The following is a 26,655-nucleotide window of genomic DNA, read 5'->3' as shown; positions in this document are numbered from 1 at the left end:
TGGGGCGTGGGCTGGATCATGCTGCGACGATGCTGGCGGGTCCTGCGGTGACGGGTCAGCCGCCGGCGCCTCCGGGTCCGCCGGGTGCGCCGGGTGCGGGTCAGCCGCCCGCTCCTCCCGGTCCGCCGGGTGCTCCGGGTTCGCTGGGGCGTGGGCTGGATCATGCTGCGACGATGCTGGCGGGTCCTGCGGTGACGGGTCAGCCGCCGGCGCCTCCGGGTCCGCCGGGTGCGCCGGGTGCAGGTCAGCCGCCCGCTCCTCCCGGCCCTCCCGGGGCCCCTGGTGGCGCGGCCCATCAGGCCGCCACCATGCTCGCGGGGCCCGGCGTACCCCAGCCGCCCGGTCCGCCGGGGGCTCCCGGCGCGCCCGGCGCACCCGGGGGCGGTCTCGACCACGCCGCGACGATGCTGGCCGGTCCCGCCGTGACGGGCCGCCCGCCCGCGCCTCCCGGTCCGCCCGGGCAGCCGCAGGCCGGTCCCGCGGCGCAGGCCCCGGCGCCCACCGGCGTGCCCACGGTCGGCCCCGGGTACCAGGCGGTGCTCCGCTACCGCGCGCCCGACGGCTCCGAGCAGCAGCTCATCCGGCGTTCCGCGCCGGGCACCCCGCACCCGGAGTGGCAGATCCTGCACGAGCTGCGCGCGATGAACGTGCCGCCGCAGCAGGTGCTGGAGCTGCACACCGAGCTGGAGTCGTGCGAACTGCCCGGCGGATACTGCGCGCGGATGATCCGGGAGACCTGGCCGCAGGTCCGGATCACGAGCGTGGCCCCGTACGGGAAGGACCACGCGGGCCGTCAGCAGGGCATGCGGCATCTGCTGACCCATCAGGGTGAGCTGCACCAGGTGGCGGACGGTCCGGCGCGCCCCGCGCCGGTACGGGCGCCGCTGGCGCCGGTGCCGCTCCAGCCGGCGATTCCGCTGGACGCCATCGGTGCCGAGCTGGCCGGGGCGTTCGGTCCGCAGGGCGTGTTCCGTTTCGACCAGCGGGCGGTGTCCCGCCAGGGCGTGCCGGAGATCGTGGCGCAGACGCTGGTGTGGGCGGGTCTGCCGACGGACTTCGGGCCGTTCTTCTGGGCGCAGGCGGTGCCGGGTCAGCCGGTGCCGACGCTGGCGGAGCTGGCCGCGCAGCGGCAGGTGCAGGCGGCGTCCGACGCGGGTTCGTACCTGGTCGTGGGCAGCGACTTCGGCAAGGCGCTGTGCGTGCAGTACGGGACGGCGCACATAGTGGCGGTCCCGGTGGAGGCCGGTCCGGGCGGTGCTCCGGTGCCGCCGCAGTTCGTGAATTCGAGCCTGCCGCAGTTCGCCCGGTCGCTGGCGATGCTGGGTCACATGTGGCGCCTGCGGCAGCATCTGACGCCGGAGCAGGCGGGGCGCTGGACCGTCGATTTCCAGACGAATCTGGCGGGGCTCGACAGTGCGGCGCTTGCGTCGCCGGAGAGCTGGTGGTCGGTGCTGCTGGAGCAGATGTGGGACGGATTGCTCTGATCGGATGATCAGGTGAATGGCCGGGCCGGGACCCTCGTACGGGGTCCCGGCCCGGCCATTCCGGCTTCCGGGAGCAAATGGCGCATCCTTGACAGGAATCCCCCCGAGAGAGGCGCTTCCAGGATGACTGCTCCCATGTCACCTCACGGACCGGGTTTTGCGACCGTACGAGGTCGCGGCTACCGCGTGGACGAGGTCGACCGGTATCTGGCCCGGCTCTCCGGCAGCCGGGACGAGGCGTGGGAGCGGGTCGCGCGGCTGACGGTGCTGGCGAAGCGGATGGAGGCGGAGGCGGACCGGCTGCGCGAGGTGGTGGCGGCGCTGGCCCCGCAGACGTACGACGAGTTGAGCGAGCGGGCGCGGCGGATCCTCATGCTGGTGGAGGAGGAGGCGGACACCGTACGCCGGGACGCGCGGGCGGACGCGGTGGACATGACGGGTGCGGCGGAGGCGTACGCGGACCGTGTGGCGGAGCTGGCCCGGCAGGACGCGGAGGCGGTGCGCGAGCAGACGGAGGTCCGGGCGCGGCAGGGGCTGCTGCGGGCGGAGCGGGAGGCCGACGCGATCCGGTCGGAGGCCAGGGACGATGCGGGGGAGTGGCGCGCGCAGGCGCAGGCTGCGCTGACGGAGATGCGGCGCCGGTCGGACGCGCTGCTGGCGGACCGCGAGCAGGAGCACCTGGAGCGGTGGGAGGCGGCGCAGCGGGAACTGGCGGCCCGCGAGGCCGAACTGGAGGCCCGGCACGCCGAGCTGGAGCGGTTCGCGGAGGGGCGGCTGGCGGAGGCCCGGCGCGGCTTCGCGGAGGCGGAGGAGACGGCGCGGCACGGGCAGGAGGATGCGGAGGCACGGGCCGCGGAGCTGCTGGCGGAGGCCCGCGTGCAGGAGGAGCGCACGGGCCGCGAGACGGAACGGATCCTGCGGGAGCACGCGGAGGCGCAGGAGGAGATGCGGGCGCACATGGACCACGTCCGCTCCAGCCTGGCGGCGCTGACGGGCCGGGCGCCGGCGGAGGGCTGACCGGGCGGGGGGCCTGCCCCGGCGGGGGGCCTGACCCCGCGGAGGGCTGACCGGGCGGAGGGTTGACCCGGCGGGAGGCCTGACCCGGCGGAGGCCTGACCCGGCGGAGGACCGTCGTCGGCCCGCGGCCGGCCGGGGTCAGGGCTTGTGGCGGGCGTAGTAGCGGGCGACCCGGGCGCGGTTGCCGCAGGCCGAGGCCACGCACCAGCGGCGCCTGGGGTGGGCGGGCAGGAACAGCAGGACGCAGTCGGCGCCCTCGCACTCCCGGACCTCCCGCACCCGGGGGTCGGTCAGGAGGTCCGCGGTCGCCTGGGCGAGTTCGGCCGCGAGGCACCGGGCGGGGGTGCCGGTGCGGTGGGGGGTGGCCGTGAGGCCGGACTCCGGGGTCCAGGCGAGCGTGGGGTGGGCCGGGGCGGCCGCCGCCGCCCCGTTCAGTGCGCGCAGGGCGTCCGCCGGGGGCGGTCCGCCGCGCCGTGCGGCCGCCAGCGCCGCACCGGCCGCCTCCCGTACGGCGTGGACGGCCGCCACCTCGGCCGGGCCGACCTCCGCGACCGGCCCGAGCCTGCCCTTCTGGGCGGCCAGCCAGGCGGCGAGCCCCTCCGGGCCGGCGATCAGGTCGCCGGCGCCGGTGGGGCGGGTGTTGAGCAGGTCCAGGGCGAGGGGTTCGCCGGTCAGCGGGAACGTGGGGGGCACTGTCATGGAGCTAATGCTACGTGAACCCCTTGACCCATTAGTAGTTCATGGTGAAACTAATGGGACCTAGCCCTTGGGAGGCATGTGATGCAGCTCGTCCACCACCGCACCGCCGAGGTGCACGGGGTCCGCGTCGCCTACCGCGAGAGCGGCCCGGCCGACGGCCCGGTCCTGCTGCTCCTGCACGGATTCCCCACCTCCTCGCACCAGTTCGCCCGGCTGATGGACGCCCTGGGTGACACCTCGTACCGGCTGATCGCCCCCGACTACCCCGGCTTCGGCCGCACCGAGGCGCCGGACGGGTTCACGTACACCTTCGACCGGCTCGCCGACATCGTGGAGGGCCTCACCGACGTCCTGGGGCTGGACCGCTTCGCGCTGTACGTCTTCGACTTCGGCGCGCCCGTCGGGCTGCGGCTCGCCGCGCGGCGCCCCGGACGGGTGACGGGGCTGATCGTGCAGAACGGCAACGCGTACGAGGAGGGCCTCTCCGAGGCGGCCCGCGCGTTCGCCGCACTGCGGCGCGAGGTGCCCGGCGACGAGGAGCGGGTGCGGGGGCTGTTCACCCCGGACGGCGTCCGCTTCCAGTACGAGACGGGCGTCGCCGACCCCGCTCTGGTCTCCCCGGACGGCTGGACCCTCGACGTGCACTACCTCGGGCTGCCGGGGCGCGCCGACGCACAGGCCGACCTGGCGTTCGACTACGCCTCGAACTTCGCCCAGTACCCCGCCTGGCAGGCCTGGCTGCGGGCCGCCCGGGTGCCGGTCCTCGTCGTCTGGGGCGCGGGGGACCCCTTCTTCACCCCGGCGGGGGCGAAGGCGTACCTGCGGGACGCGCCGGACGCCGAGGTGCACGTCTTCGAAGGGGCGGGGCACTTCGCGCTGGAGACCCACCTCGGGGAGATCGCCCCGCTGATCGGGGAGTTCCTCACGAAGCTCCCCTGACCTGACCTGACCTGACCTGACCTGACCTGACCTGACCAGACCAGACCCGACCTGCCCTGACCGATCTGATCTGACCCGACCTGACCCGGCCCCGCCCCCCGGCGCCTAGCCCGCGGCCGGCTGCCGGTCCGGCGGCTGGGGCAGGGGCTGCGGCTGCGCCTGAGGCTGCGCCGGGCCGGGCAGCGCCGCGGTGGGCGCGTGGCGGTACGGGTCGCTGCGCAGCCCGCGAGAGGTGACCACCACCGTGAAGGCGGCGGGCGCGGTGGCCGGCAGCTGCGCCGTCAGGGTGCCGGTGGCCGGGTCGTACGTGGTCGGCAGGACGGTGGAGTCGACCTCGACCCGGGCCTCCGGGCCGAAGCCGCCGCCCTCCACCACGAGCGCGGTGCCCTCCACCGTCACCCCCGTGACCACCGGGTTCGCACGCGTGGCCATCTTGTTCACCAGGTACGCCCCGGCCGGGGCGCCGGTCAGCGCCCAGATCTCGGCGGGCAGGCGGGGGAGCCCGCCGCCCACGTCGGAGAGGAAGAAGAGCACCACGTACAGCATGGTGACCGCGCTGAGCGCCACGTACTGGAGGTCGACCAGGTCGGTGCGCCCGCCGTCGTTGGCGATCAGCTCGCGCAGCGGCCGCCGCCCGGACTGCGTCGGCTTCGGGGCGGGCTTGGCCATGCTGCCGTTCTCCACCCGGATGCCGACGACCGTCTTGGCCGCGATCAGGGCCACGTACGGGCCCCCGAGCAGCGGCAGGTACACGGTGGTCAGGGAGGACAGCGGGCCGTGCTCGCCGGTGAACCAGCCGACGCCGCCGCCCGCCGTGAGCCCGTACGCGAGGATCGTCAGCAGGAGCCAGACCAGGATCACCGTCCAGGCCAGTGCCAGGGTGGTGGAGGTGGAGAGCCGGCCGTCGCGGCCGGTGATGAAGCCGGGACGGCGGCGCAGCCGCAGGGCGATCGGCACGGCAAGGGCGGCCAGTAAGGCCAGCGCGAAGAGTGCGGCGGTCATGCGTGTCCCCCCGGAGTACAGCTCGGATGCAGGACTCCGAGGTGTACTCCGTTGACCGGGGCCATGACAAGCTGACAAGCCGCCACCGCGGTACCCCCGCGGTGCGCACCGGTCCTCCTCAGTCCTCCCGCTGCTCCTCCAGGATGGGGAACCGGCGCGGGGCCACCAGCAGCAGGACCAGCAGGGCCGCCACGGCCGCGGCGGTCGCGCCGAGGAAGATGTGGTCCACGGCGGCGGCCACCGATTCGCGCAGGTAGTCGGCGGCGGCCCGCGGGAGCAGCTCCGGCCGGTCGAGGGCCTCGGACACGCCGTCGAGGTGGTCCGGCAGCCCGCCGATCGGGGAGTGCGCCAGCCGGGCGGCGAGGGTCGCGTTGGCGACCGCTCCGAACAGGGCGGCCCCGAGGCTCTGCCCGACCTGGCGGCAGAACAGCACCGAGGCGGTCGTCGTGCCGCGCTCGGACCAGCCCACGGTGGACTGGACCCCGACGATCAGCGGCAGCTGGAACAGGCCGAGGGCCGCACCCAGCAGCAGCATGATCATCGTCGGCTGCCAGGGCCGGGCCGGGTACGGCAGCAGCGTGAACGCGAACAGGATCACGGCGGCGAGCGAGATCCCGACGGCGGCGGAGTTGCGGAAGCCGATGCGCCGGTAGACGTGCTGGCTGAAGGCGGCGGAGACGGGCCAGGTGAGGGTCATCGCGGACATGACCAGCCCGGCGCTGATGGGGCCGAGGCCGAGGACGGACTGCGCGTACGTGGGGACGAACACCAGCGGGGCGACCATGAGCAGGCCGAGTGCCCCGAGCGCCAGGTTGACGGCGGCGATGGTGCGCCGGCGCCACACCCACCCGGGCAGGATCGGTTCCCCGGCCCGGCGTTCGATCCGGACGACCACGGCCGCCAGGGCCGCGCTCGCGCCGAGCAGCCCGAGGGAGGGCGCGGACAGCCAGGGCCAGGCGACCCCGCCCTGCACCAGCGCGAAGAGCAGCAGGCCGCCGCAGGCGAAGACGCCGCACGCGCCCGCCCAGTCGACGGGGCCGCGGGGCCCGCGGGAGCGTACGGGTTCGACGAGGTGGCGGGCGAGCATCCACAGGGCCAGGCCGCCGAGCGGCAGGTTGATCAGGAAGATCCAGCGCCAGTCGGCGTACGACGCGATGAACCCGCCGACGGCGGGGCCGGCCACGGCGGAGGCGGCCCACACCGAGGACATCCTGGCCTGGATCCTCGGGCGGTCCTTGAGCGGGTACAGGTCGGCGGCCAGGGTCTGCACGGTGCCCTGGAGTGCGCCGCCGCCCAGCCCCTGGACGAGCCGGAAGGCGATGAGGGCGGCCATGTTCCAGGCGAGCGCGCACAGCAGGGAGCCGAGGACGAACAGGGCTATGCCGAAGAGCAGGACGGGTTTGCGGCCGAAGGTGTCGGAGAGCTTGCCGTAGACCGGGAGGGTGACGGTGACCGCGAGCAGGTAACCGGCGAAGAGCCAGGAGAAGACGGAGAAGCCGCCCAGGTCGCCGACGATCTGGGGCACGGCGGTGGAGACGATGGAGCTGTCGAGGGCGACGAGGGCCATCGCCAGCATGAGGGCCGTGACCAGGGCGGTGCGCGGCCCCGGCCGCCCCCCGGCCCCGGCTCCGGACCTGGCTTCGGTCGCGGCCCCGGCCCCGGCCCTGGCCCCGGCTCCGGTCGCGGCCGCGTTGGCCGGTATGCCGTCCCCGGCCGCGCCCTCACCGCGCTTGCCGGTGGTGTCCCCGGTGCGCTCGCCCGTGCTCTCCTCCGCGCCCACCAAGATCCTTTCACCGTGCACGTATCTGCGGGGAACACCTTCTCATCGCGGGGTATCCGGCGGTATCCCCCCGGTACCCCCCAGAACGGGTACGCCAAAGGGTGCAGAACCCCTAGGGGTTGCTCCTCATCAGGGCCCAGGGGTCATTCGTCCCGGCGGAGGAGGAGGGCGGCTCCGCGATGTCCTTAACTGGTTCATACGAGCGGGGGTGGGGCTAACCCCCCGGTGGATACGGCGACGGGCACCAGCGCGCCCAACGCCTGCGCCCCGCAGACTTCAGGACGGCAGCACGGCCGAAACCGGCCACACGGCCCGGGCCGGCCACAGGCGCGGCAACGCAACGAACGAGGGGGAGCACCGTGACAACGGCTATGACCGAAACCAGGCACGGGGGTACTGGAGGGCATGAAGCCGTCGCGGCCCGGGCGCGCAAGGTCGTCAAGGCCTACGGCGCCGGGGAGACCCGCGTGGTCGCCCTCGACGAGGTGGACGTCGACATCAGGCGCGGGCAGTTCACCGCGATCATGGGCCCCTCGGGCTCCGGCAAGTCCACGCTGATGCACTGCCTCGCCGGTCTCGACACCGTGACCAGCGGGCAGATCCACCTGGACGACACCGAGATCACCGGGCTGAAGGACAAGAAGCTCACGCAGCTGCGCCGCGACCGGATCGGGTTCATCTTCCAGGCCTTCAACCTGCTGCCCACGCTCAACGCCCTGGAGAACATCACGCTCCCCATGGACATCGCGGGCCGCAAGCCCGACGCGGAGTGGCTGAACCGGGTCGTGGAGACCGTCGGCCTCGCGGGCAGGCTGAAGCACCGGCCGACCGAACTCTCCGGTGGCCAGCAGCAGCGCGTGGCCGTGGCCCGCGCCCTCGCGGCCCGCCCGCAGATCATCTTCGGCGACGAGCCCACCGGAAACCTGGACTCCCGGGCCGGCGCCGAGGTCCTCGGCTTCCTGCGCCGCTCGGTGGACGAGCTGGGCCAGACCATCGTGATGGTCACGCACGACCCGGTGGCCGCCTCGTACGCCGACCGCGTGATCTTCCTGGCCGACGGCCGGATCGTGGACGAGATGTACGGGCCCACCGCCGACCAGGTGCTCGACCGCATGAAGGACTTCGACGCCCGCGGACGGACCTCATGAGCGTCATGAAGACGTCGCGGCGGAACTTCGTCGCGCACAAGGGCCGGATGGCGCTCTCCGCCATCGCGGTCATGCTGTCCGTGGCCTTCGTCTGCGGCACGCTGGTGTTCACCGACACCATGAACACCACCTTCGACAAGCTGTTCGCGGTGACCAGCTCCGACGTCACGGTCAGCCCCAAGGCGGCCGAGGAGGGCGGGGACGCGCCGAGCCGCGGCAAGCCGGAGACCCTCGACGCCTCCGTCGTCGAGAAGGTCAAGACGGCCGAGGGCGTCCGCAGCGCCGAGGGCGGCGTCGTCTCGATGGCGGTCACCGTCGTCAACGCCAAGAACGAGAACATGGGTTCGTCCACCGGTGCCCCGACCATCGCGGGCAACTGGAGCGACAGCGAGCTCAAGTCCATGAAGATCGCCTCCGGCAACGCCCCGCGCGGCCCGACCGAGGTGATGGTCGACGCCGACACCGCCGAGAAGCACCACCTCGCCATCGGCGACGAGCTGCGCACCATCGCGCTGCCCGGCGACATCCGCGCCAGGATCAGCGGCATCGCCGCCTTCAAGGTGACCAACCCGGGTGCGGCCGTCGTCTACTTCGACACCGCGACCGCGCAGACGGGCCTGCTCGGCGCCCCGAACACCTTCACGCACGTCAGCGTCACCGCCAAGGACGGCGTGAGCAACGACCAGCTCAAGCAGAACATCGCGACCGCGGTCGGCAGGGACACCTACAAGCTCCAGACGGCGAAGGAGGCCGCGGACTCCAACCGCAAGGACGTCGGCTCCTTCCTCGACGTCATGAAGTACGTGATGCTCGGCTTCGCGGGGATCGCCTTCCTCGTCGGCATCTTCCTGATCTTCAACACGTTCTCGATGCTGGTCGCCCAGCGGACCCGCGAGATCGGCCTGATGCGCGCCATCGGCGCGGACCGCGGCCAGGTCAACCGGTCGATCCTGGTCGAGGCGCTGCTCCTCGGCGTCGTGGGCTCCGTCCTGGGCATCGGCGCCGGCATCGGCATCGCCGTCGGCCTGATGAAGCTCATGGGCAGCATGGGCATGCACCTGTCGACCGACGATCTGACGGTCCTGCCCGCCACCCCGGTGCTGGGCCTGGTCCTGGGCATCGTCGTCACCGTGGTCTCCGCCCTCGTCCCGGCCCTCCGGGCGGGCAAGGTCTCCCCGATGGCCGCCCTGCGTGACGCCGGCACCCCCGGCGACCGCAAGACCGGCGTCGTACGGGCCGTGATCGGCCTGGTCCTCACCGGCGCCGGCACCGCCGCGCTGCTGCTGGCCGCGCAGGCCGACAAGGCCTCCACCGGTTCGATGTGGCTCGGCCTGGGCGTGGTCCTCACCCTGATCGGCTTCATCGTGATCGGCCCGCTGCTCGCGGGCGGCGTGGTGCGGGTGCTGTCCGCCCCGGTGCTGCGGCCCTTCGGCTCCATCGGCCGGCTGGCCGAGCGCAACGCGCTGCGCAACCCGCGCCGCACCGGCGCCACCGCCGCGGCGCTGATGATCGGCCTGGCGCTGGTCGCCTGCCTGTCGGTGGTCGGCTCCTCGATGGTGGCCTCCGCCACCGAGGAACTCGACAAGTCGGTCGGCGCGGACTTCATCGTCGCCTCCGAGAACGGCCAGCCGGTGATGCCGCAGGCCGAGCAGGCGATGCGCGCCACCAAGGGCCTCACCCACGTCACCGCCTACCGGGGCGTCGAGGTGAAGCTGACCGCGCCGGACGGGAGCTCGGCCAAGGACGAGCTGAGCGTCACCGACCCGACCTACGCGCAGGACGTGCGGCGCAAGATGATCGCGGGCGAGCACAAGGACGCGTACGCCGCGGGCGCCATGTCCGTCGGCTCCGAGTACGCCAAGGCGCACGCGATCAAGGTCGGCGACCGGATGAAGGTGGCCTTCGCCGGAGGCAGGGAGACCGAGCTGAAGGTCGCCGCGATCACCAGCGACGACGGCAACCTCGACAAGGGCGTGAAGTACGTCAGCACGGCCACCGCCGAGGCGAACCTGCCCGCCGACCGGATGCCGCGGCCGTTCATGCTGCTGGCCAAGGCCGAGAACGGGCAGGCGGACACCGCCTACACCGCGCTCAAGAACGACCTGGCGCAGTACCCGCAGTACAAGGTGCGCAACCAGACCGACTACAAGGAAGCGCTCAAGGACCAGGTCGGCTCGCTGCTGAACATGGTCTACGGGCTCCTCGCCCTCGCGATCATCGTGGCGGTCCTGGGTGTCGTGAACACCCTGGCCCTCTCGGTCGTCGAGCGGACCCGCGAGATCGGCCTGATGCGCGCCATCGGCCTCTCCCGCCGCCAGCTGCGCCGCATGATCCGCCTGGAGTCGGTGGTGATCGCCCTCTTCGGCGCGCTGCTGGGCCTCGGGCTGGGCATGGGCTGGGGTGCCACCGCCCAGCAGCTGCTCGCCCTCCAGGGCATGAAGGTCCTGGAGATCCCGTGGCCGACGATCATCGGCGTCTTCGCCGGGTCGGCCCTGGTGGGCCTGTTCGCCGCACTGGTCCCGGCCTTCCGGGCGGGGCGGATGAACGTACTGAACGCGATCGCGAGCGAGTAGTGCGCAACGCGGTCGTCACGGGGGAACCACGGGGGAAAGGTCCGGCCCCGGTCCGCTCTTCGGAGCGGGCCGGGGCCGGTGCCGTTCCCGCGTGTATCCGGCCCCCGCGGGGCGGGCCGGATACCGCGAGCGGGCGACCCCGGCGCGTCGTAGGGTGGGAACCCCCGGCCCGTGTGACGTGTCGGGTCCTTCGCGTTGCCCCTCCACCGGACGGAAGCCTCCTTTCATGAGCCTGCACGGACTGCTCGACGCCGTCACCCGGGACCCGGCCCTCGCCGAGGCGGTCACCGCGGCCGGGGACGGCAACCGCATGCACGTGGACCTCGTCGGACCGCCCGCCGCACGGCCCTTCGCCATCGCCGCCCTGGCCGCCAGGACCGGGCGGACCGTGCTCGCGGTCACCGCCACCGGCCGGGAGGCCGAGGACCTGGCCGCCGCGCTGCGGTCGTTCCTGCCGCCCGACGAGGTGGCGGAGTACCCCTCCTGGGAGACCCTTCCGCACGAGCGGCTCTCCCCGCGCAGCGACACCGTGGGCCGGCGGCTCGCCGTACTGCGCCGCCTCGTGCACCCGAGCAAGGACGACCCGGCCGCGGGGCCCGTCTCCGTCGTCGTCGCGCCGATCCGCTCCGTGCTCCAGCCGCAGGTCAAGGGGCTCGGGGACCTGGTGCCGGTGAGCCTGCGGCGAGGCGAGAGCGCTGACCTGGGGGAGGTCACCGAGGCGCTGGCCGCGGCCGCGTACGCCCGCGTCGAGCTCGTCGAGAAGCGCGGCGAGTTCGCCGTGCGCGGCGGCATCCTCGACGTGTTCCCGCCCACCGAGGAGCACCCGCTGCGCGTGGAGTTCTGGGGCGACGACGTCGAGGAGATCCGCTACTTCAAGGTCGCCGACCAGCGGTCCCTGGAGGTCGCCGAGCACGGGCTGTGGGCCCCGCCCTGCCGGGAGCTGCTGCTGACCGACGAGGTGCGGGAGCGGGCCGCGGCCCTCGCCGAGGCCCATCCCGAGCTCGGTGAACTGCTGAACAAGATCGCCGAGGGGATTGCGGTGGAGGGCATGGAATCCCTCGCGCCGGTCCTCGTCGACGACATGGAACTGCTGGTCGACGTCCTGCCGGCCGGGTCCATGGCCGTGGTCTGCGACCCGGAGCGGGTGCGCACCCGGGCCGCCGACCTGGTGGCGACCTCGCAGGAGTTCCTGATGGCGTCCTGGGCGGCGACCGCCGGCGGCGGGCAGGCCCCCATCGACGTCGGCGCGGCCTCGCTGCGCGGGATCGCGGACGTCCGGGAGCACGCCCGCGAGCTGGGCATGATGTGGTGGTCGGTGTCCCCGTTCGCGGCGGACGACGCCGACCTGGCCGCGGACACCCTCAAGCTCGGCATGCACGCCCCCGAGGCCTACCGCGGCGACACCGCCCGCGCGCTGGCCGACACCAAGGGCTGGATCGCCGACGGCTGGCACACCGTCTACCTCACCGAGGGCCACGGGCCGGCCGCCCGCACCGTCGAGGTGCTCGGCGGCGAGGGCATCGCGGCCCGCCTGGAGGCGGACCTGCGGACCCTGGAGCCGTCCATCGTCCACGTGGCGTGCGGTTCCCTCGACAACGGGTTCGTCGACCCGGCGCTGAAGCTGGCCGTGCTCACCGAGACCGACCTGACCGGGCAGCGCACCGCCACCAAGGACCTGGGCCGGATGCCGACGCGGCGCCGCAAGGTCATCGACCCCCTCACCCTGGAGGCGGGCGACTACATCGTGCACGAGCAGCACGGCGTCGGCCGCTACATCGAGATGGTGCAGCGCACCGTCCAGGGCGCCACCCGCGAGTACCTCCTCGTCGAGTACGCCCCCGCCAAGCGCGGCCAGCCCGGCGACCGCCTCTACATCCCCACCGACCAGCTGGAGCAGGTCACCAAGTACGTCGGCGGCGAGGCACCGACCCTGCACCGGCTCGGCGGCGCCGACTGGACCAAGACCAAGGCGCGCGCGAAGAAGGCCGTCAAGGAGATCGCCGCCGACCTGATCAAGCTGTACAGCGCGCGCATGGCGGCCCCCGGCCACACCTTCGGCCCGGACACCCCCTGGCAGCGCGAACTGGAGGACGCCTTCCCGTACGCGGAGACGCCCGACCAGCTCACCACGATCGCCGAGGTGAAGGACGACATGGAGAAGTCGGTCCCGATGGACCGGCTGATCTGCGGCGACGTCGGTTACGGAAAGACGGAGATCGCGGTCCGCGCGGCGTTCAAGGCGGTCCAGGACGGCAAGCAGGTCGCCGTCCTCGTCCCCACCACCCTGCTGGTGCAGCAGCACTTCGGGACCTTCTCCGAGCGCTACAGCCAGTTCCCCGTCAACGTGAAGGCGCTGTCCCGCTTCCAGTCCGACACCGAGTCCAAGGCCACTCTGGAGGGCCTCAAGGAGGGCTCGGTGGACGTGGTCATCGGTACGCACCGGCTGTTCTCGCAGGAGACGAAGTTCAAGGACCTGGGCCTGGTCATCGTCGACGAGGAGCAGCGGTTCGGCGTCGAGCACAAGGAGCAGCTGAAGAAGCTCCGCGCCAACGTCGACGTGCTGACCATGTCCGCGACGCCGATCCCGCGCACCCTGGAGATGGCGGTGACGGGCATCCGCGAGATGTCGACGATCACCACCCCGCCCGAGGAGCGCCACCCGGTCCTCACCTTCGTCGGCCCCTACGAGGAGAAGCAGATCGGCGCGGCGATCCGGCGCGAACTGCTGCGCGAGGGCCAGTGCTTCTACATCCACAACCGGGTCGAGTCCATCGACCGGGCGGCCGCCAAGCTCCGCGAGATCGTGCCCGAGGCGCGGATCGCCACGGCGCACGGCCAGATGTCCGAACAGGCCCTGGAGCAGGTCGTCGTGGACTTCTGGGAGAAGAAGTTCGACGTGCTCGTCTCGACGACGATCGTCGAGTCCGGCATCGACATCTCCAACGCCAACACCCTGATCGTGGAGCGCGGCGACAACTTCGGCCTCTCCCAGCTGCACCAGCTGCGCGGCCGGGTCGGGCGCGGCCGCGAGCGCGGGTACGCGTACTTCCTGTACCCGCCGGAGAAGCCGCTGACCGAGACCGCGCACGAGCGGCTCGCGACGATCGCCCAGCACACCGAGATGGGCGCGGGCATGTACGTGGCGATGAAGGACCTGGAGATCCGCGGCGCGGGCAATCTGCTCGGCGGTGAGCAGTCCGGTCACATCGCGGGCGTCGGCTTCGACCTGTACATCCGCATGGTCGGAGAGGCGGTGGCCGACTACCGGGCCGCCGTCGAGAACGGCGGGGCGGAGGAGGAGCCGCCGCTGGAGGTCAAGATCGAGCTGCCGGTCGACGCGCACGTCCCGCACGACTACGCGCCGGGCGAGCGGCTGCGCCTGCAGGCGTACCGGTCCATCGCGGCGGCGAACTCCGAGGCGGACATCAAGGCGGTGCGCGAGGAGCTCCACGACCGGTACGGCAAGCTGCCGGAGCCGGTGGAGAACCTGCTGCTGGTGGCGGGGCTGCGGATGCTGGCGCGGGCCTGCGGGGTCGGCGACATCACCCTCCAGGGCGTCAACATCCGCTTCGGTCCGGTGGAGTTGCGCGAATCGCAGGAGCTGCGGCTCAAGCGGCTCTACCCGGGTGCGGTCCTCAAGCCGGCCACCTCGCAGGTGCTGATCCCGCGGCCGAAGACGGCCAGGGTGGGCGGCAAGCCGCTCGTCGGGCGGGAACTGCTGGCCTGGACCGGGGAGTTCCTCACCACGATCCTCGGCTCGTAGCCGTCACCCGTCGCGCGTACGCCCCGGGAACCGGTGCTGCCGGTTCCCGGGGCGGTCGCCACGGGGGCTCGCCCGCGGGGCTACCGGTTGGGGTCGTCGTCGATCCCCAGGCGCCGCTCCGCCTCCTGCTGGCCCTGGTCGACCTGCTGGGTGTACTTGCCGCCGGTCCGCTGGTTGACCTGCCGCTCGGCGGCGTCGGACGCCTGCTTCGCCTGCTTGCCGTGGCCGTGGAGCATGGCCTTGGCCTTGTCGAGAATCCCCATACGAGGGCTCCTTCCGTGTCCTTTTGCGACGCTACGCGTGTTTCGCGGGATCCGCCCGCCGAGGCCGGGACCGGGGCGCGCCGGGACCGGACCGGCTCGGCGGGGGTGGCCGCCGCCGGTCAGCGGGCGTCGGTGATTTGCCGGCCGCCGCACGGCCCGTGCCGGCCGCAGGTGTGCGGCGACCCTGCAACGGTTCGCGCATCCCCTCACTGGCGGCCGGAAACGCTGTATACGCTCAGACCCGAAACTTCGTCGACACGGTCCGTCAGGAGCAGCGATGCACGGCCCCGGCCTCCCGCCGCAGCAAGGCCCCCAGCCCAGTACCGGGGGAGTCGTGGCACTGCGCGTGCTGTTCGCCCTGCTGCCCGTCCTGAGCTGCGGCTTCCTGGGCTGGGGCACGATGCTGCGGCTCGCGGCGGTCACCCGCAAGCCCCGGGACTGGTGGCTGCTGGGCCTCAACTGCCTGCTCACGGTCGTCTGGGTCGCGCTGATCGGCGCCGACCCGACGCCCAACACCGACGGCTGGCAGGGCAACACCGGCGCCTTCGGCGTCATCCTGACCGGCTTCGCGACCTGCGTGTACTTCCTCGTCGCCGACATCCGCCACCACGAGGCCCTGGCCGTCGCCGCCCGGGCCGTCCCCTGGTACCCGGCGCAGCCCGCGCCGTACGTGCCGCCGCAGCAGCAGCCCCGCCCCGCGTACGGCTACCCGCCGGTCCAGCAGACCCCGGTCCCGACGCCGACGCCCACTCCGACGCCCAACCCGAACCCCGCCCCCGGCCCGGCCACCCCGCCGCGGATCGGACAGGTGCGCGCCGAACTCGACGAGCTGAGCGAGCTGCTGCGCAAGCAGACGCCGCACCCGCAGGCGAACCCGAACCCGAACCCGCCCGGCAACGAGGGTGAGGGCCCGGCGCGGTGACGGACGAGGACCGGATCATCGGCGAGCGCTACCGGCTGGCCTCCATCCTGGGCCAGGGCGGCATGGGCCAGGTGTGGACGGCGTACGACCAGCGGCTGGACCGCCGCGTCGCCGTCAAGCTGCTGCGCCCCGACAAGGTGGCGGGCCCCGGCTCCGTCGCCGACGAGCTGCGCCGCCGCTTCGTGCGCGAATGCCGCGTCACGGCACAGGTGGACCACCCGGGCCTGGTCACGGTCCACGACGCGGGCAGCGACGGCGACGAGCTGTTCCTCGTCATGGGCCACGTCGAGGGCACCGACCTCGCCGACCACCTCGCCCAGCACGACCCGTACCCGTGGCAGTGGGCGGTCGCCGTGGTCGCGCAGCTGTGCGGGGTGCTGTCGGCCGTGCACGCGGTGCCGATCGTGCACCGCGACCTCAAACCGCGCAACGTGATGGTCCGCCCCGACGGCACCGTGCTGGTCCTGGACCTCGGCGTCGCCTCGGTGATGGACACCGACACCACCCGCCTCACCAGCACCGGCACCCCGATCGGCAGCCCGGCGTACATGGCGCCCGAGCAGGCGATGGGCGGCGCGGTGGGCCCCTCCACCGACCTCTACGCCCTCGGCGTCCTGCTGTACGAACTCCTCAGCGGCAACGTCCCCTTCGCCGGGTCCACCGCGCTCGGCGTGCTGCACCGCCACCTGTACGAGCCGCCCGTCCCGGTGCGCCGGCTGCGCCCGGAGGTGCCGCACCAGCTGGAGGCGGTGCTGCTCCACCTCCTGGCCAAGGACCCGCAGGAGCGGCCCGCCTCCGCACAGCAGGTCTACGAGGCCCTCGTGCCGCTGCTGCCCAAGGACGGCACCCCGAAGGGCGCGCTCGACCCGACCCGTCCCTTCCTGCGCCCGCACGCACCCTGGCCGGACCGCGCCACCACCGTCCCGCCGCAGCCGACCGCACCGCCGACGCCGGCCAAGCCGGACATCCCGGCCGCGGTCGACGAGGCCCGCAGCCTCCTGGACCAGGGCCGCCTCACCCAGGCCGTCGACATCCTCGGCGGGATCCTCCCGGCCGCGGCGGCCGAGCACGGCGAGCACTCGCCGGTGGTCCGCTCCCTGCGCAAGCAGTACGCCGCCACGCTCATGGACGACGGCCAGTACCGCCGGGCCCTGCCCGAACTGCGCCGACTCGCCGACGAGTTCCCGGCCGGCGACCCCCAGTCCCTGCGCTTCCGGTACGACGCGGCCCAGTGCCTGGAGCAGCTCGGTGAGGCCGGGGCGGCCCTGGCCGAATACCGCTCCCTGCTCCCGCTGTTCGAGAACCACTACGCCAACCCGGACCCGGGCCTGCCGCTGGAGGTCCGTCGCCGCATCGCCCACCTCCAGCTGTCCATGGGCGACCGCGTGGCGGCCCACGACACCCTGGCCCGCCTGCTGTTCGACGCGGACCGCATCCACGGCCCGGCGCACCCCTTGTCCACGGAGGTCCGCCGCACCCTCCACTGGCTCAGCCAGGTCCGCTGACGCCTCCCGGCGCCGCACGCCCCCGGGCGCGCGGCGCCGCGTCCTACGCGGACAGGGCGTGCTCGTCCGGACGGGCGGCCCGCGCGGCCCGGGCCCCGCGCCGGCGCTGCGCGGCGAGGAGGGCGCCCAGGAGCAGCAGGGCCGTCGCCGCGACGGCGGTGCCCGGCAGGAGACCCGGGGGCCGGAAGGTGCAGCTGATCGTCGTGGTCCCCGGGGTCAGGGGGACGGAGACCAGGCCCAGGTAACCGGCGGCCGGCCGGCCGTTGCAGGTCCAGCCCGCGATCGCCGGGGACGAGAGCACCGCCGTGCCCGTGGTGCCCGCCGGGACGGTGGCGCTGATGCCCGACGGGCCGACCCGCAGGGAGGTGGGGGCCGTCGCGCGGAGCCGGGCCACCGCCGCGTCCAGGCGGCCGCGGTCCAGGCAGGACAGGGCCCGGCGCGGCGGCGCGGGAGCGTCGAGGACGAGGGCCGAGGTGGCGCCCCGGGAGACGCCGAGCGGCTGGAGGGCCGCCCGGTTGCGGGGCGCGTTGCCGTTCAGCCGGAACGCCGGCCCGTCGGCCAGGTGCGCCGTCGCGTTGTACTCCGGGGCCCACAGGTAGGCCTCCGTGCCCGCGCGGCACACCCCGGGCGCGACGGGGTCCTCGTACACGGGGGCGCCCAGCAGGAGTTCCTGGTTGGCGAACGGCGGCCCGTCGGCCGCGTAGGACGGTGCGGGTCCCGGCGGCCGGACGGTGATCAGCGGGGGCACCTGCGCGCGGGCGACCGTGCCGTCCGGGCGTAGCCGGGCGCCGACGGCGAACACCGCGTCCGTCACCGGGTTGTCGATGCTCTGCACGTTGCGCCCGCGCGAGGTCCAACCGGCCCCGAGGGCCACCATCGTCCGCGTGAACACGTCCGGCGTGTGGCTGCTGTAGTAGGCGCCGCCCTCCCCGCCGAGCAGCAGCGGATCGTTGCCCGACAGGGCCGGGCGGCTCGGGTCGGTGCGGTACGCGGGCCAGCCGTCGGCGCCGGCCAGGGCCGCGGAGCGCGTGGTGTGCGCCGTACCCCACGAGGGGTAGTCGTCCAGGCCGGCCAGCTTGCCCTTGTGCCCGTACGCCGTGGTCGCCGCAGCCTGGCCGGCCAGGACCAGCGCCAGCACCCCGGCCGCCGGGAGGAGCAGCCTGCGGTGGCGCAGGCACCACCAGGCCGTGCCCGCCAGCAGCAGCCCGCCGCCGAACAGCGCGAACCCCCACGAGGTGGCCAGCGTGCTGCCGCTCGCCGCGAGGGCCGCCGCGGCCAGCACCGCCGCTCCCGCCGCCAGCGCCCGCGGCCCCGGCAGTCCGGCCGCCAGCGCGGTCCACGCGGCGATCACGGCCACCCCGGCCAGGACGAACGTCTGCCGGTAGGGACTGCCGTTCGGGGTCGCGAACACGTGCCAGGCCAGGTGCGTCGGCGTCCACTGGAAGGAGACCAGCACGGCCGCCGTCAGCCCCGTCCACCACAGCCGGGTGCGCGCCGGCACCGCCCCGTGGAACGGCAGGGCCGCCACCAGCACCAGCGTGCCCGTGCCGACGAACAGCGCCGGAGAGGAGAAGGAGTACGTCGCGGGCAGGATCCGCGCGAACAGGTCCGGCCAGGGCACCGGCCGGAACTGCCGCGTCCATCCCGGGTAGGCCTGCTTCGAGCTCAGGAAGAGGGGGACCAGCAGCGGAGCGGAGACCGCGATGCCCAGCAGGGTCGTTGCCGCCCCGCGGCCGAGCACCCGTGCCCGTTCCCGGACCCCCTCACGCTCCAGCACCACCCGTACCAGGAGCACGAGGGCGGTGCCCAGCGTCGCCATGTACGCGGTGTAGAAGTTCGCCGTCCAGCACAGCGCGACCACGAGGACGGCGGCCGCCGGCCGGCGCCCCCGCAGCGCCCACTCGCCCGTCAGGCACAGGAGCGGGAACGCGATCAGCCCGTCCAGCCACATCGGGTTGTACGAGGCCTCGATCACCGACCAGCCGCACAGCGCGTACGAGGCCCCCAGCAGGGCCGCCGCCCACCACGGCCCGCGGCGCTGGGTCCGCAGCAGCCACACCATGGCCGCCGCGGCGGCGGCCGTCTTCAGCACGGTGACCGCGTACACCGCGAGGTCGACGTCCTCGCGCGGGAAGAGGGCGATGAGCACCGCGAACGGGCTGGAGAGGTAGGTGCCGAAGTCGGGCAGGAAGCTCGTGCCGTAACCCGACTGCCAGTTGAACAGCAGACCGCCCTGCGCCCGCCCGTGCAGGAGGTCCCACAGGTGCGCGTGGAAGGGGACGAACTGATTGCCGAGGTCGTTGATGCTGCGGTGGCGGTGCCCGTACGGGAACACGCGGGCGACCGCGTCCCCGGTGCACACGGCCACCACCGTGATCAGGGCGGCGAGGGCGGAGCCGGACAGGCTCCGGCGGCGCGGCGAGCGGTGCGGTGTCGACATGGTGGGCCGACTGTGGCACCACCGGTGGACCGGAGGGTGGCCACGGAATGACCGTGACATCAACGGACGCGTACCCCAACACCCCGGGAATCGTTGGTCGAAGCAGTGGCTCGGATCACCGTGACTGCATACCATCGATCACCGCACGGCCTTCGGGGATGTCCTGTCGACCAGGCCGGGCGTCGCGGGCCCGGCCTGGTCGACAGGACACCCCCTGTGCACCGACGCACAATCTTCCGGCCCTGGAGGCTCCTTTGCACCGTCGCACAGCGCTCTCCGTCTCCGCCGCCCTGCTCGTGGCGGCCCCCCTGCTGTCCGCCTGCTCGGGCCAGGCCCGCGCCGGTACCGCGGCCGTCGTCGGCGGCGAGCGGATCACCACCTCCGCGCTCCAGGCACAGGTGGGCGAGGTCCGCGCGGCGCAGAACGACTCCGGGCCGACCGCCGCCCAGCTGATCCAGGCCTCGCCCGGTCTGGAGCGCATCAAGCTGAACAAGATGATCCAGACGGTCGTCCTGGAGCGCGCCGCCGAGGACGCGGGCGTGAGCGTCAGCGAGAAGGAGGTCCAGGACTTCCGCAAGGCCCAGCTGGAGAAGGCCGGCGGCAGCGAGAAGCTGGCCGCGGCGGCGCTGGAACAGGCCCAGCTCGCGCCCGGCCAGCTCGACGCCGACGCCCGTTTCAAGCTGCTGCGCGACAAGCTGTTCGACCACTACGGCAGCCAGGACAAGGCCGTCGAGAAGCTCGCCTCCGCCGCGAAGGCCCTGCACATCGAGGTGAACCCGCGCTACGGCGTCTGGGACGCGCAGCAGATCGTGCTCGGCGACCAGGACACCCCCTGGATCGTCCAGCGGACCCGGCCCGAGCAGGCCCCCGCCGGAGCCTGAGCCGTCCGGGGGAGGAGGTAGGTTCGGAGGGTGAACGACCACGCCGCCGAACCCGCCCCCGCCGCGCCCGCCGCCGACGCACCGGCCGTCGGCCGGATCGTCCTGCTGACCGCCAGCCACCGGGTCGCCCCCGGCCTGCTGTCCTGGCCGGCCTGGCAGACCCTGCACGCCGCGGACCGGGTGCTGTGCGCCGACCCCGGCCACCCGCAGCTGCCGTACCTGCGCGAGGCGGGCGTCGAGGTCGCGCACGAGACCCCGGACGCGCACGAGCTCGTAGAGGCCTGCGCCGGCGGCCGCACGGTCGTGGTGATCCCGGGCGGCGAGGGAGACCAGCGGCTCACCGACGGGCTGGCCCGGCTGGCCGGCTCCGGCCGCGTCGAGATGCCCGACCTGGAACTGCTGCCCGGCTCCTACGACCTGCCCGGCGCGCGCCTGCTCGACCTCGTCCAGGTGATGGACCGGGTCCGCCGCGAATGCCCCTGGACCTCGCGCCAGACCCACGAGGGCCTCGTCAAGTACGCGATCGAGGAGGCGTACGAGCTCGTCGAGGCCATCGAGGACGGGGACCGCGAGGCGCTGCGCGAGGAACTCGGCGACGTTCTGCTCCAGGTGGTCTTCCACGCGCGCATCGCCGAGGAGGACCCCGAGCGGCCCTTCTCCGTCGACGACGTGGCCGGCAGCCTCGTCGAGAAGCTGATCCACCGGCATCCGCACGTCTTCGGGGACGCGGAGGCGCTGACCCCGGAGGACGTCCACGCGCACTGGCAGCGCACCAAGGCGGTCGAGAAGCAGCGGGAGTCGGTCACCGACGGGGTCCCGCTGGGGCAGCCCGGGCTCGCGCTCGCGGCCAAGCTCGCCGGCCGGGTCCGCTCGGCCGGGGTGCCCGTGGAGCTGCCCCGCGGCGAGGGCGTCGGGTACGAGCTGCTGGAACTGGCGGCGCGCGCCGAGGCGGCCGGGACCGACCCCGAGACCGCGCTGCGGGCCGCGGCCCGCGTCTACCGGGACGCGATCCGCGCCGCGGAGGGCCTCGGCGGGGACGGCGGCGAACGCGACGGCGAGGACGACGACCAGGACTACGGCGAGGAGGACGGCGGGGCGTGATCCGCGGCGCTGCGCCGCAGGACCCGGTCAGGCCCGGGGCGCGCGGCCCGAGGGGTCGTGCCAGTGCGTTGCGGGACGGCTGAGGAACCACTCCCCGAATCCCAGGGGGCGGCCGTTCGGGCCGTGCCCGGTGCCGGCCGCGGGTGCACCGTCGTGGAAGATCCGGCCGGGCGGGGTGCCCAGCCCCTCCAGCAGGTCCACGGTCTGCTCGACGAACGGCGGCGGTCCGCTGAGGTAGACGTCCTGATCGGGCCACCGGGCCCGGTGGCCGAGCGCGGTCGCGAGCCGCGCGGTGGCCTGGTCGCGGTGCTGCCCCGGGGCGGGCGTGATGTAGGTGACGCCGAGCCAGCCGAAGGCGGCGGCGTACTCGTCGATCAGCGGGCGGTCGTAGAGGTGCGCGGCGTCGCGGGCGACGACGAAGAGCCGTACGTCCTGATCGGGGGGCTGCCCGGCGAGCTCCTCCAGCAGGGCCCGGATCGGCGCCCAGCCGGTGCCCGCCGCGATGAGGCTGACCGGGCGGCCGGCGCGGCGCAGGGTCAGCCGCCCGGAGGCCGAGCCGAGCCGCAGCATCTCGCCGGGCCGGGCCTCGCGGACCAGGGCGGTGCTCAGCCGGCCGTGCCGGACGCGGCTGACGTGCAGGTCGAGGGTGCGTTCCGGGCGGGGGGCGTTGGCGATGGAGTACGTGCGCCAGGCCGCCGGAACCCGTGGGCTGCTCACGCTCACGTACTGGCCGGGCCGGTGGGGGAAGGGGGCGTGCGGGCGCAGGGTCAGCACCCCCGTGTCCTGCCCGTACCGGAGGTGGCGGACGATCTCGGCGTCCCACCACGGGGGGTCCTCGCTCGCGGCTGCCCCGGCCATCATGGCGTCGGCGATCACCTGGTATGCCTCGGACCAGGCCTTCTCCACGGCCGGGGTCCAGGCGTCGCCGCAGGTCCGGGCGAGCGCGGCGAGCAGGCTCGCGCCGACGGCGGCGTAGTGCTCGGGGCGGGCGCGGAACTTGCGGTGGTCGCGGCCGAGGGCGTGGAGATAGGGGAGGAGGCTCTCGTCGCCGAGACGGGCGACCACGTGGGTGAGCGCGGCGAACAGCCGGTCGCGCTGGCGCTCCATCTCCTGGGCGGAGGCCGGGAAGAGCTCACGGATCCCGGGGTTGTGCCAGAAGAGGTGGGTGTAGAAGTACTTGACCGCGTGTTCGGCCCGTCTCTCCACCACCGCGAAGCTGCTCTTCAAGATCCTCACGTCCACAGCACCGAAAGTAGGAACGCCGGACGACGCGGAGTCAAGGGAGGGCGGATCTACGGACAGCCGCGGCGAACACCCCATATGGGGTGGCGGCCGGCCCGCGGGATACGGTCAGCGGGTGCACGAGCCGACCTCCGCAGCCCCCGCAGACAGCACTCCTCCCCAGGGTCCGACCCTGTTCGACTGGGAGTTCGCGACCGATCCGTACCCCGCGTACGCCTGGCTGCGCGAGCACTCCCCGGTGCACCGCACCAAGCTGCCGAGCGGGGTCGAGGCCTGGCTGGTCACCCGGTACGCCGACGCCCGCCAGGCCCTCGCCGACCAGCGGCTCAGCAAGAACCCGGCGCACCACGCCGAGCCGGCGCACGCCAAGGGCAAGACCGGGATCCCGGGCGAGCGCAAGGCGGAGCTGATGACCCATCTGCTCAACATCGATCCGCCGGACCACACGCGGCTGCGGCGGCTGGTGTCGAAGGCGTTCACCCCGCGGCGGGTCGCCGAGTTCGCCCCGCGGGTGCAGGAGCTGACCGACCACCTCATCGACCGGTTCGCGAGCAAGGGGGAAGCGGACCTCATCCACGAGTTCGCGTTCCCGCTCCCCATCTACGCCATCTGCGAGATGCTCGGCGTACCGCGCGAGGACCAGGACGACTTCCGCGACTGGGCCGGGATGATGATCCGCCACGGCGGCGGTCCGCGCGGCGGGGTCGCCCGGTCCGTGAAGCAGATGCGGACCTATCTCGGCGAACTCATCCACCGCAAAAGGGATGATCTGGGCAATGACCTGATTTCGGACCTCATCCGCGCGAGCGACCACGGCGACCACCTGACGGAGGCCGAGGCCACCGCCATGGCCTTCATCCTGCTCTTCGCCGGCTTCGAGACGACCGTCAACCTCATCGGCAACGGCGTCCACTCCCTCTTCATGAACCCCGACCAGCGCATCCGCCTCCAGGACTCCCTCGCCGCAGGGGAGAGCGGCCTGCTGGAGACGGGCGTCGAGGAGCTGCTGCGCTACGACGGCCCTGTGGAGCTGGCCACCTGGCGGTTCGCCACCGAGCCGCTGACCCTCGGGGACAAGGACGTCGCCGCGGGGGATCCGGTTCTCGTCGTGCTCGCCGCGGCCGACCGGGACCCCGGGCGGTTCACCGATCCGGACGCCCTCGACCTCTCCCGCACCGACAACCAGCACCTCGGATACGGACACGGCATCCACTACTGCCTGGGTGCTCCGCTCGCACGACTTGAAGGACAGACGGCGCTTGCGACTTTGCTCACGCGTCTGCCCGATCTGGAACTCGCTATTCCACCCAACGAGCTTCGCTGGCGCGGCGGTCTGATCATGCGTGGCCTGCGCACTCTTCCCGTCCGGTTCACACCTCGAAACACCTGAACGTCCCCTGACCGGAAGTCAGCGCACGGCAAGAGTTGTGACTTGCATGCCAAGAAGGCTAGGTTCTGCCGTTACCCAGCCGTTATGCGAAAGGTGCAGCTCATGCGTTCCGGGAACGGCCGCCACAGACGCCCCCGCCAGGTACCCGCGATAGTCGTCACCGCCGGAGTCACAGGCTCCGCGCTGGCGCTGCCGCTGCTCGCCGCCACCGGCGCGAGCGCGGCCGACACCTCGACGTGGGACAAGGTCGCCGAGTGCGAGAGCGGTGGTTCCTGGAGCGCGAACGTCGGCAGCGGGTCCTACGGCGGACTTTCGTTCACGCAGGAGCAGTGGAACGCCTCGGGCGGTCAGGAGTTCGCCGAGCGCCCCGACCTCGCCAGCCGTTCCCAGCAGATCGCCGTCGCCGAGCGCGTGCTGGGCACCCAGGGCCCCCAGGCCTGGGGCCAGTGCTCGGAATCGGCCGGACTGACCCAGCAGGCCCCCGCGGCGTCCGTCGACCCGGGCCTGCCCGGCACCCTCGCTCCCGTCGCCCCGAGCGCCTCGCGCCCCGACGACTCGGTCCCGAAGGGCGGCTCCGGCGCGAAGGCCACCGACTTCGGCGCCCCGACCCACGGTCCGTCCCCCGTCTTCACGCTGCCGCCGGCGCCGCTCGCACCGAACAGCGGACTGCCCGTCATGCCCGAGCCGGACGCGCCGTCCACGTCGCCGACGGCCCCGGTGCTCCCGGGCACCCCGACCCCGACCCCGGGTGCCCCCACGCTCCCGACGACGCCCACCACGCCGGGGACGACCCCGACCGCCCCGGCCGGCCCCACGGACCCGAACGCCCCGGTCACCCCGGCCGCCCCGGCGACCCCGACCACCCAGGGCGCCCCGGCCGCCTCCGGGGACCCGGCCGGCATCCCGGACGTCTCCGGCACCGGCAAGCACCGTGGCACGCCCGCCGTCGAGGCGCCCGCGTCCCCCGGTGCGGCGGCGGACCCCTCGTACACCGTCAAGGAGGGCGACAGCCTGGCGACCATCGCGTCCGCCAAGAAGGTCAAGGGCGGCTGGAACGCGCTCTACGCGGCCAACGAGCAGGTCATCGGGGATGACGCCAATCTGATCAAGCCCGGTCAGAATCTGGATCTAAGCTAGGAATAGCGGCACTTCGGGCACCCGGAACGAGCTGAATGTCCGTTATCTGCAAGTGAGACATGTGTCTCTTCCGGTCAACTGGCGTGTCCCGCCTGCCGCCTTCCGCAAACCCCGCCCTCACCTGCGCAAATGCCCACAAGGAGAGCGCAAGTAGGGCCCGTTTCTCCCCGGTGTTCCTCGTTGAACATCGGGGAGGGACCTGTCTACCTTCTGATTCGCCCGCCACCGCGGGCTCCTTCGACCGCATCGCCGAATCCTGCCGGCGGACGGAGGGAACAGTCGTCGCGTCAAGCGCCGAAGGCAGGAGCGGGGGAACCAAGGTAGGCGCCGGGACCGGCCGTTGAGAGACGGACGGGAACGGCTAGGGGTTAAGCCGTGCGCCACGACGCACGGCCGGGCACTCATCCGCCCGAACCCGACAGCTCACCTCGCAGGCGTCGGTGAGGAGAACTCCATGCTGCTTTCCGGCAAGGGCAAGCACCGCCGCGCCACGGCCATCGAGCGCACCACCCGCATCGTCACGCTCGCCGGCGTCGCCGGTGTCGCGGTCGCCGCGCCCCTGATGGCGGCCGGCTCCGCCTCCGCCGCCACCGCCTCCGAGTGGGACCGCGTCGCCCAGTGCGAGGCCGGCGGCAACTGGTCCATCAACACCGGCAACGGCTACTACGGCGGCCTGCAGTTCTCGTCCTCCACCTGGGCCGCCTACGGCGGCAAGGCGTACGCCGCGCAGGCCAACCAGGCCTCCAAGTCGCAGCAGATAGCCATCGCCGAGAAGGTCCTCAAGGGCCAGGGCAAGGGCGCCTGGCCGGTCTGCGGCAAGGGCCTGTCCAACTCCTCCTACGCCGGCGGCGGCGCCGCGGAGACCACCAAGAAGGTGGAGACGAAGACCGAGACCAAGAAGGCCCAGCCGAAGAAGGCCGAGCCGAAGAAGGAGACGCCGAAGCGCGCCGAGGCCCCGGCCCCGACCACCCGCTCCGAGCGCGCCGAGGCGCCGGTCGTCAAGACCGGCAACGGCTCGTACGAGGTCAAGGCGGGCGACACCCTGGGCACCATCGCCGAGGCGAACGGCGTCAAGGGCGGCTGGGAGAAGCTCTTCGAGCTCAACAAGGACATCGTCTCGGACGCCGACCTGATCTACCCGGGTCAGATGCTGAAGCTCAGCTGAATCCTGCGGTGAACAACCGCACAAGCGTGCACGGCACGTGACATCCCCACCGCCCGGCGCGTCTCCCCTCACGCGCCGGGCGGCGGTGTCTTCCCCTTCCGGTCGCGGTCGGGCCCCGGCCCGAGCCCGTTCCGGACGATCCGGAATCCGGCCGAGACGCCGATGATCAAGGGTCGTATGTCCTGGAAGGCGGGTATTCGGGCC

18 protein-coding genes, 1 pseudogene and 1 riboswitch are annotated in these 26,655 nt (G+C 73.4%); of the genes and pseudogenes, 13 read left to right on the top strand and 6 right to left on the bottom strand.

What is annotated here, in order from left to right; translation table 11 throughout:
• Together ACIPK4_RS32885 and ACIPK4_RS32880 are read left to right on the top strand one after the other, a co-directional pair.
• Positions 1-1,484 (top strand): annotated as a pseudogene (locus ACIPK4_RS32885) (SUKH-4 family immunity protein); the annotation flags it as partial.
• 135 nt (positions 1,485-1,619) lie between these two features.
• The gene (locus ACIPK4_RS32880; RefSeq protein ID WP_402319579.1) at positions 1,620-2,501 is read left to right on the top strand and encodes a cellulose-binding protein; all 882 of its coding nucleotides are present in this window, start codon (positions 1,620-1,622) and stop codon (positions 2,499-2,501) included.
• Between the two features lie 138 nt (positions 2,502-2,639).
• On the opposite strand, the gene ACIPK4_RS32875 is transcribed toward ACIPK4_RS32880, so the two are convergent.
• Positions 2,640-3,200, bottom strand: a complete 561-nt coding sequence (locus tag ACIPK4_RS32875) for a CGNR zinc finger domain-containing protein (protein ID WP_402319577.1) — start codon at positions 3,198-3,200, stop codon at positions 2,640-2,642.
• Positions 3,201-3,281: 81 nt separating this feature from the next.
• Between ACIPK4_RS32875 and ACIPK4_RS32870 the strand changes: the two genes are divergently transcribed.
• Positions 3,282-4,139 carry an alpha/beta fold hydrolase gene (locus ACIPK4_RS32870; protein WP_402319574.1) on the top strand — a complete coding sequence of 286 codons (858 nt, stop codon included), beginning with the start codon at positions 3,282-3,284 and terminating at the stop codon, positions 4,137-4,139.
• Positions 4,140-4,244: 105 nt separating this feature from the next.
• Here ACIPK4_RS32870 and ACIPK4_RS32865 read toward each other — a convergent pair whose 3' ends face one another.
• Both ACIPK4_RS32865 and ACIPK4_RS32860 read right to left on the bottom strand, forming a co-directional pair.
• A complete protein-coding gene (locus ACIPK4_RS32865) occupies positions 4,245-5,141 on the bottom strand; it encodes a hypothetical protein (RefSeq protein ID WP_402319571.1) in 897 nt (298 codons plus the stop codon).
• Positions 5,142-5,259: 118 nt separating this feature from the next.
• Positions 5,260-6,921 carry an MFS transporter gene (locus ACIPK4_RS32860; protein WP_402319568.1) on the bottom strand — a complete coding sequence of 554 codons (1,662 nt, stop codon included), beginning with the start codon at positions 6,919-6,921 and terminating at the stop codon, positions 5,260-5,262.
• 371 nt (positions 6,922-7,292) lie between these two features.
• On the opposite strand from ACIPK4_RS32860, the gene ACIPK4_RS32855 reads away from it, so the two are divergent.
• From ACIPK4_RS32855 to mfd, 3 genes are all read left to right on the top strand, one after another.
• Positions 7,293-8,069 carry an ABC transporter ATP-binding protein gene (locus ACIPK4_RS32855; protein WP_376201765.1) on the top strand — a complete coding sequence of 259 codons (777 nt, stop codon included), beginning with the start codon at positions 7,293-7,295 and terminating at the stop codon, positions 8,067-8,069.
• Positions 8,066-10,642 carry an ABC transporter permease gene (locus tag ACIPK4_RS32850; protein ID WP_402319564.1) on the top strand — a complete coding sequence of 859 codons (2,577 nt, stop codon included), beginning with the start codon at positions 8,066-8,068 and terminating at the stop codon, positions 10,640-10,642. The genes ACIPK4_RS32855 and ACIPK4_RS32850 overlap by 4 nt, the downstream gene beginning before the upstream one ends.
• A gap of 226 nt (positions 10,643-10,868) precedes the next feature.
• On the top strand, positions 10,869-14,405 hold the full coding sequence (gene mfd, locus ACIPK4_RS32845; protein ID WP_402319561.1) for a transcription-repair coupling factor: 3,537 nt from the start codon (positions 10,869-10,871) through the stop codon (positions 14,403-14,405).
• Between the two features lie 80 nt (positions 14,406-14,485).
• On the opposite strand, the gene ACIPK4_RS32840 is transcribed toward mfd, so the two are convergent.
• Entirely contained in the window at positions 14,486-14,668 is a 183-nt protein-coding gene (locus ACIPK4_RS32840) for an antitoxin (RefSeq protein ID WP_054222295.1), read from the bottom strand.
• A 334-nt stretch (positions 14,669-15,002) separates the two neighbouring features.
• Here ACIPK4_RS32840 and ACIPK4_RS32835 point away from each other — a divergent pair, with 334 nt between their 5' ends.
• Complete coding sequence (locus ACIPK4_RS32835; protein ID WP_402319558.1) at positions 15,003-15,590, top strand: hypothetical protein; 588 nt, start codon at positions 15,003-15,005, stop codon at positions 15,588-15,590.
• Positions 15,587-17,095 carry a serine/threonine-protein kinase gene (locus tag ACIPK4_RS32830; protein WP_402319555.1) on the top strand — a complete coding sequence of 503 codons (1,509 nt, stop codon included), beginning with the start codon at positions 15,587-15,589 and terminating at the stop codon, positions 17,093-17,095. Before ACIPK4_RS32835 ends, ACIPK4_RS32830 begins: the two co-directional genes overlap by 4 nt.
• A 43-nt stretch (positions 17,096-17,138) precedes the next feature.
• On the opposite strand, the gene ACIPK4_RS32825 is transcribed toward ACIPK4_RS32830, so the two are convergent.
• The gene (locus tag ACIPK4_RS32825; protein ID WP_402319553.1) at positions 17,139-19,535 is read right to left on the bottom strand and encodes a YfhO family protein; all 2,397 of its coding nucleotides are present in this window, start codon (positions 19,533-19,535) and stop codon (positions 17,139-17,141) included.
• A gap of 254 nt (positions 19,536-19,789) precedes the next feature.
• On the opposite strand from ACIPK4_RS32825, the gene ACIPK4_RS32820 reads away from it, so the two are divergent.
• Positions 19,790-20,416 carry a SurA N-terminal domain-containing protein gene (locus ACIPK4_RS32820; RefSeq protein ID WP_376204191.1) on the top strand — a complete coding sequence of 209 codons (627 nt, stop codon included), beginning with the start codon at positions 19,790-19,792 and terminating at the stop codon, positions 20,414-20,416.
• A gap of 30 nt (positions 20,417-20,446) precedes the next feature.
• Positions 20,447-21,517, top strand: coding sequence for a nucleoside triphosphate pyrophosphohydrolase (locus tag ACIPK4_RS32815; protein WP_402319550.1), 1,071 nt, complete (start codon positions 20,447-20,449; stop codon positions 21,515-21,517).
• A gap of 27 nt (positions 21,518-21,544) precedes the next feature.
• Here ACIPK4_RS32815 and ACIPK4_RS32810 read toward each other — a convergent pair whose 3' ends face one another.
• Positions 21,545-22,753: a globin domain-containing protein gene (locus tag ACIPK4_RS32810; protein ID WP_402319547.1), complete on the bottom strand. Its 1,209-nt coding sequence runs from the start codon at positions 22,751-22,753 to the stop codon at positions 21,545-21,547.
• 121 nt (positions 22,754-22,874) lie between these two features.
• On the opposite strand from ACIPK4_RS32810, the gene ACIPK4_RS32805 reads away from it, so the two are divergent.
• From ACIPK4_RS32805 to ACIPK4_RS32795, 3 genes are all read left to right on the top strand, one after another.
• Positions 22,875-24,149 carry a cytochrome P450 gene (locus tag ACIPK4_RS32805; RefSeq protein WP_402319544.1) on the top strand — a complete coding sequence of 425 codons (1,275 nt, stop codon included), beginning with the start codon at positions 22,875-22,877 and terminating at the stop codon, positions 24,147-24,149.
• A 102-nt stretch (positions 24,150-24,251) separates the two neighbouring features.
• Entirely contained in the window at positions 24,252-25,286 is a 1,035-nt protein-coding gene (locus tag ACIPK4_RS32800; RefSeq protein WP_402319542.1) for a transglycosylase family protein, read from the top strand.
• 282 nt (positions 25,287-25,568) lie between these two features.
• A riboswitch (cyclic di-AMP (ydaO/yuaA leader) is annotated at positions 25,569-25,738 on the top strand.
• 2 nt (positions 25,739-25,740) lie between these two features.
• Positions 25,741-26,451, top strand: coding sequence for a transglycosylase family protein (locus tag ACIPK4_RS32795; RefSeq protein WP_402319539.1), 711 nt, complete (start codon positions 25,741-25,743; stop codon positions 26,449-26,451).
• Positions 26,452-26,655: the final 204 nt, after the last annotated feature.

It is taken from the genome of Streptomyces sp. NPDC086989 (assembly GCF_044745505.1).
In the GTDB taxonomy this organism is placed as follows: Bacteria; Actinomycetota; Actinomycetes; order Streptomycetales; family Streptomycetaceae; genus Streptomyces.
Note: the sequence above shows the minus strand (reverse complement) of the source record. Positions and strands in the feature narration are given on the sequence as shown.